Below are 4,661 nucleotides of genomic sequence, written 5' to 3'. Positions count from 1 at the left end.
GGGCTGGCCCACCCGGGCGGCGGCCTGGCCCACGCGGGGATGTCGGGCACGCTGGCCGCCGGGCTGATCGTCGAGGGCCCGGACTGGCGCGGTTCCTACTGAGCGGAGGACGAACCGCTCGGGCCGGCGGGGCCGGCGGGCCGCTCGGCTCAGTAGCGCTGGTCGTTGTTGTAGTAGTAGCCCTGTGCCTGGCCCTGGCCGTTGGCGTCGTAGCCGTCCTGCTGCGGGTAACCGCCGGGCTGTTGCTGCTGTTGCTGTTGCTGCTGTTGCTGCTGTTGTTGATCCTGCTGCTGCGCCTGGTAGTCGTATCCGGCGTCGGCGGGGTTGCCCGACTCGCGCTGCTGGGGGACCCAGACCCCGCCGGGCGGGGTCTCCTGGTAGTAGGACTGGCCGTCGGACCACTGGCCGGCGCCGGGGTCGGCGGCGTAGCCGGTGGTGTAGGTGGTCGGGTAGGCGTCGGCCTGGCCCGTGGGCTGGCCGTCGGCGGCGGGGAACGCCTGGGTGGCGGCGGCGTAGTCGGCGTAGGGGTCGGCGGAGCCCTGGCCGCCCTGCCCTTCGGAGCCGGCCCCCGAGTAGCCGCCGCCCGGGTAGGTCGAGTACGTCTCGGTGGCGTCCTGGCCGCCGTAGGTGGTGCCGTAGGGCTGCTCGGCCTGCAGATAGCCGACGCCGTCGCCCGTGCCGTAGCCCTGCTGCTGGTACGGGTCCTGGTAGCCGTCGCCGTAGCCGGAGCCGGCCTGTTGGCCGGCCTGCGCCGCGTATATCTCGTCGCCGAAGCCGCCGGCGCCGGTGCCCAGCGGATCGCCCTGGCCGCCGCCGACCCCCGCGGCCGTGTCGCCGGACCCGTACGAGCCGGGGTACGCGTCCTGGTAGGGCTGTTCTCCCGACTCCAACGGCAGGGCCGACGCGCCGTCCGACGCGTAGCCGCCCTCGTAGTCGCCCGGGCCGGCCGCGATCACCCGCACGCCGTCCACCGGGGTGTCGGAGGACGGCAGTTGGGCCGGCATGGGTGGTTCTGGCAGCGGGTCCATCGGCTGCATGTCGCCGGGCCCGAGGTCGCGGCGCCGCCGGCTGCTGCCGGGGCCCCCGCCGAGCGCCCAGCCGGTGGAGAACCCGCGCCGGAAGGACAGGGTGACGAAGGTCTGCCCGGTGGCGAAGGCGAGGGTGCCGAGCGCGATGACCGGCACCGAGGGCATCAACACGCCGAGCACCACGAGCACGAACCCGAAGAAGGCCACCAACCGCCAGCGCAGCCGCGCCTTGTACTGGAGAAGGACCTCGCCGAGCAGCCAGAGGGCGACGACTCCGAATGCGATGTAGAGGACCGCCCAGCCCATGTACGCCCCTTCTGGCAGGCCTCTAGGTCCGCTGGTGCAGACCCAGGTTCTTGTAGACGTCAAGCGTCGCCGTCGAGTGCAGTGTGGTGTTCAGCGTGACGAAGTGCAGCCCAGGGATGTCCTCGTCCATCAGCCTCGCACACAACTCCGTGGCGAAATCGATCCCGACCGAGCGTACAGCCATCGGATCATCCTTGACCGCGAGGATGGCGCTTTCCAGTTCCGGCGGGAACGAGCTGTTGCTCAGCTGCTTGAAGCGCTCGATCTGCCGGACGTTGGCGATCGGCATGATCTCGGGAATGATCGGAACGTCGCAGCCTGCGGCGGCGACCCGGTCGCGGAGCCGCAGGTAGTCCTCGGGGTGGAAGAACATCTGGGTGATGGCGAAGTCGGCGCCCGCCCGGCACTTGTTGACGAAGTGCCGAATGTCACTTTCCCAGTCGGTGGAGCGCGGATGCATCTCGGGGAAGGCGGCGACGCCGACGCAGAAGTCCCCCGACTCCTTGATCAGGCTGACCAGTTCGGCCGCGTAGGCCACCCCCTCGGGGTGCCGCTGCCACTCCGCCATCGGGTCGCCCGGCGGATCGCCGCGCAGCGCCAGCATGTTGCGGATGCCGGCGCCCGCGTACTGGCCGACGATGTTGCGCAGCTCGGCGACGGAGTGGTTGACGGCCGTGAGGTGGGCGACCGGGGTGAGGGTGGTCTCGGTGGCGATCCGCTCGGTGGCCAGCACGGTGCGCTCGCGGGAGCTGCCGCCGGCGCCGTAGGTGACGGACACGAAGGTGGGCCCGACGGCCTCGACCCGGCGGATCGCGTTCCACAGGGTCCGCTCGCCGACCTCGGTCCTGGGCGGGGTGAACTCGAAGGAGAACGACCGCTCACCTGCGGAAAGCAGGTCACGGACGGTCTCCGCACGATCCGTCATCGTGCTGGGGATGCCAAGGGCCATGCTCGCAGGCTACCCAGCGGCCCACCGATCGACAGCACCGTGTCCGGAACGCGGACGCGCGGGGCGCCCGACTCGGCGCGGGTCCGGCGAGACTTTGCGGACACGGCCTAGCCGCGCTCCCGGAGCCGGCGGGCCAGTGAGGCGGCGGCCTCGGCGGGATCGGCGGCCTCGGTGAGGGCGCGCACCACGACGACCCGGCGGGCGCCCGCGTCGAGCACCTGGTCGAGGGTGGTGGCGTCGATGCCGCCGATGGCGAACCAGGGCTTGGCACCGGCCCTGGCCGCCGCGTACTCGACGAGCGGCAGCCCGGGGGCGGCCCGCCCCGGCTTGGTGGGCGTGGGCCAGCAGGGCCCGGTGCAGAAGTATCCGACGGCCGGGTCGGCGAGCGCCGCGTCCACCTGGGCCGGGGCGTGTGTGGAGCGGCCGATGAGGACGTCCGCGCCGAGGACGGCCCGGGCGGCGGGCACCGGCAGGTCGCCCTGGCCCAGGTGCAGCACGTCGGAGCGGGCCGCGTGCGCGACGTCGGCCCGGTCGTTGACGGCGAGCAGCCGGCCGTGCCGCCGGCAGGCGTCGGCCAGCACGGCCAGCAGTTCGAGCTCCTCGGCCGCCTCCAGGCCCTTGTCCCGCAGCTGCACGATGTCCACGCCGCCGGCGAGCACGGCGTCCAGGAACCGCGGCAGGTCGCCCTGCCGCTTCCTGGCGTCCGTGCACAGGTAGAGCCGGGCGTCGGCGAGGGCTCCGGTCCTGGTCGTGCCGTCCGTCCGGGTCATCCGGGGATCCCCCTGGTTCGTGGCGCGGTGGCCGGCCCGCTGGCGGGCCGGCCACCGGCCGGATCGTCACACGGCGAGCGCCTGCGCCCGGCGCTTCACCTCGGTCCCCCGATTGTTACGCAGGGCGTCCGCCGGGGTGCCGGGCAGGCTGTCGTCGGGGGTGAACAGCCATTCCAGCATCTCGGCGTCGGAGAAGCCGTCGTCGCGGAGCAGCGTGAGGGTGCCGCCCAGGCCCTTGACGATCTTTCCGTCGCCGATGAAGGCGGCCGGCACCTGGAGCACCCGGTTCTCGCCCCGGCGCACGGCGATCAGCTGGCCCTCCTTGACCAGCTGCCGGACGCGGGTCACCTCCACGTCGAGTTCCTCGGCGATGTCGGGCAGGGTGAGCCAGTCGGGGACGAGAGCGTCGATCTTCGCATCAATCTCGGTCACGTCCCCAGCGTGCCATCCCGCACCGACAGCCGTCAGCGCACGGCGGCCTTCAGTGGTACGGACGGGTCGGCGAGCAGCCGGGCGTCGACCGGGGTGCCGCGCTCGATCAGCCGCCTGCCCTGGGTGAGGTCGCGGGGCTGGTCCACGGCCAGCACGGCGGTGAGCACTCCCCCGGGGCCCAGCCAGCAGGCGGACCAGGGCCCGTCTCCCGCCGGGTCGCCCCGGGTGATCAACGTCTCGTCGCCGCCGCGCCGGCCGACGTACTGCACATGGCGGCCGAACTGCTCCGACCAGAAGTACGGCACCGGGTCGTGGACGGCCGGCCGGCCGAGGATGCCGGCGGCCACGGTCGCGGGGCCGCGCAGCGCGTTGTCCCAGTGGTGGACCAGCAGGCGCCGGCCGTAGCGCGCCGAGGGGTAGGAGGCGCAGTCGCCGACCGCGTGGACGTCGGGGGCGCTCGCGCGCAGGCCGGCGTCGGCGCGCACGGACCCGTCGTCGTCGAGCGCGATCCCGGTGCCGGCCAGCCAGCCGGTGGCCGGCCGTGAGCCGACGCCGACCAGCACGGCGTCGGCGCCCAGCACCGTGCCGTCCGCGAGCTCCACCTCGCCCGACCTGACGGCCGCCACCCGCTGTCCGGTGCGCAGCTCGGCGCCGGCCGCCGCGTACCAGCGGCGCATCGGCTCGGTGATCTCGGGCGGCAGCGCGCCGGGCACCGGGTGGTGGGCGGCCTCGACGACGGTCACCCGGCAGCCGGCCGCGGCGGCGGCCGTGGCGACCTCGGCGCCGATCCAGCCGGCGCCGACGGCCACCACGCTGCCGCGGGCGGCCAGCACGGGCCGCAGGGCCCGGGCGTCGTCCAGGGTGCGCAGCAGGTGGACGCCGGGCACGTCCCGGGTGCCGGGCAGGGTGACGGCCTCGGCGCCGGTGGCCAGCACCAGGTGGTCGTAGTGGAGCGGCCCGGCGTCGGTGTCCAGCCGGCGGCGGGCGGTGTCGAGCCCGGTGGCGGCGCGGCCGAGCAGCGGTTCGACGTCGAGATCCGCGAAGTCCACGCCGAGCGCGGCCGCGTCGAGCGACGCCTCGTCGTCGGGGGCGAGCAGCGCGGCCTTGGACAGCGGCGGCCGGTCGTAGGGCCGGTGCGGCTCGGCGCCGAGCAGGGTGACGGCGCCCTCCCAGCCC

The 4,661-nt window shown here is 74.3% G+C and carries 5 protein-coding genes; all 5 read right to left on the bottom strand.

Going from position 1 to position 4,661, the window contains the following annotated elements:
* Positions 1 to 149: 149 nt before the first annotated feature.
* The gene (locus tag E1283_RS40145) at positions 150 to 1,334 is read right to left on the bottom strand and encodes a hypothetical protein (RefSeq protein ID WP_207930621.1); all 1,185 of its coding nucleotides are present in this window, start codon (positions 1,332 to 1,334) and stop codon (positions 150 to 152) included.
* Positions 1,335 to 1,356: 22 nt separating this feature from the next.
* On the bottom strand, positions 1,357 to 2,283 hold the full coding sequence (metF, locus tag E1283_RS32245) for a methylenetetrahydrofolate reductase [NAD(P)H] (RefSeq protein WP_132821711.1): 927 nt from the start codon (positions 2,281 to 2,283) through the stop codon (positions 1,357 to 1,359).
* Positions 2,284 to 2,390: 107 nt separating this feature from the next.
* Positions 2,391 to 3,053: a thiamine phosphate synthase gene (gene thiE / locus E1283_RS32240; RefSeq protein WP_132821710.1), complete on the bottom strand. Its 663-nt coding sequence runs from the start codon at positions 3,051 to 3,053 to the stop codon at positions 2,391 to 2,393.
* 66 nt (positions 3,054 to 3,119) lie between these two features.
* Complete coding sequence (locus E1283_RS32235) at positions 3,120 to 3,485, bottom strand: Rv2175c family DNA-binding protein (protein ID WP_132821709.1); 366 nt, start codon at positions 3,483 to 3,485, stop codon at positions 3,120 to 3,122.
* A gap of 32 nt (positions 3,486 to 3,517) precedes the next feature.
* A partial coding sequence (locus tag E1283_RS32230; RefSeq protein ID WP_132821708.1) for an NAD(P)/FAD-dependent oxidoreductase occupies positions 3,518 to 4,661 on the bottom strand: 1,144 nt, incomplete at its 5' end.

This window comes from Streptomyces hainanensis, from assembly GCF_004348415.1.
GTDB classification, from domain to species: domain Bacteria; phylum Actinomycetota; class Actinomycetes; order Streptomycetales; family Streptomycetaceae; genus Streptomyces; species Streptomyces hainanensis.
This window is presented reverse-complemented; position numbering and strand designations above follow the sequence as displayed.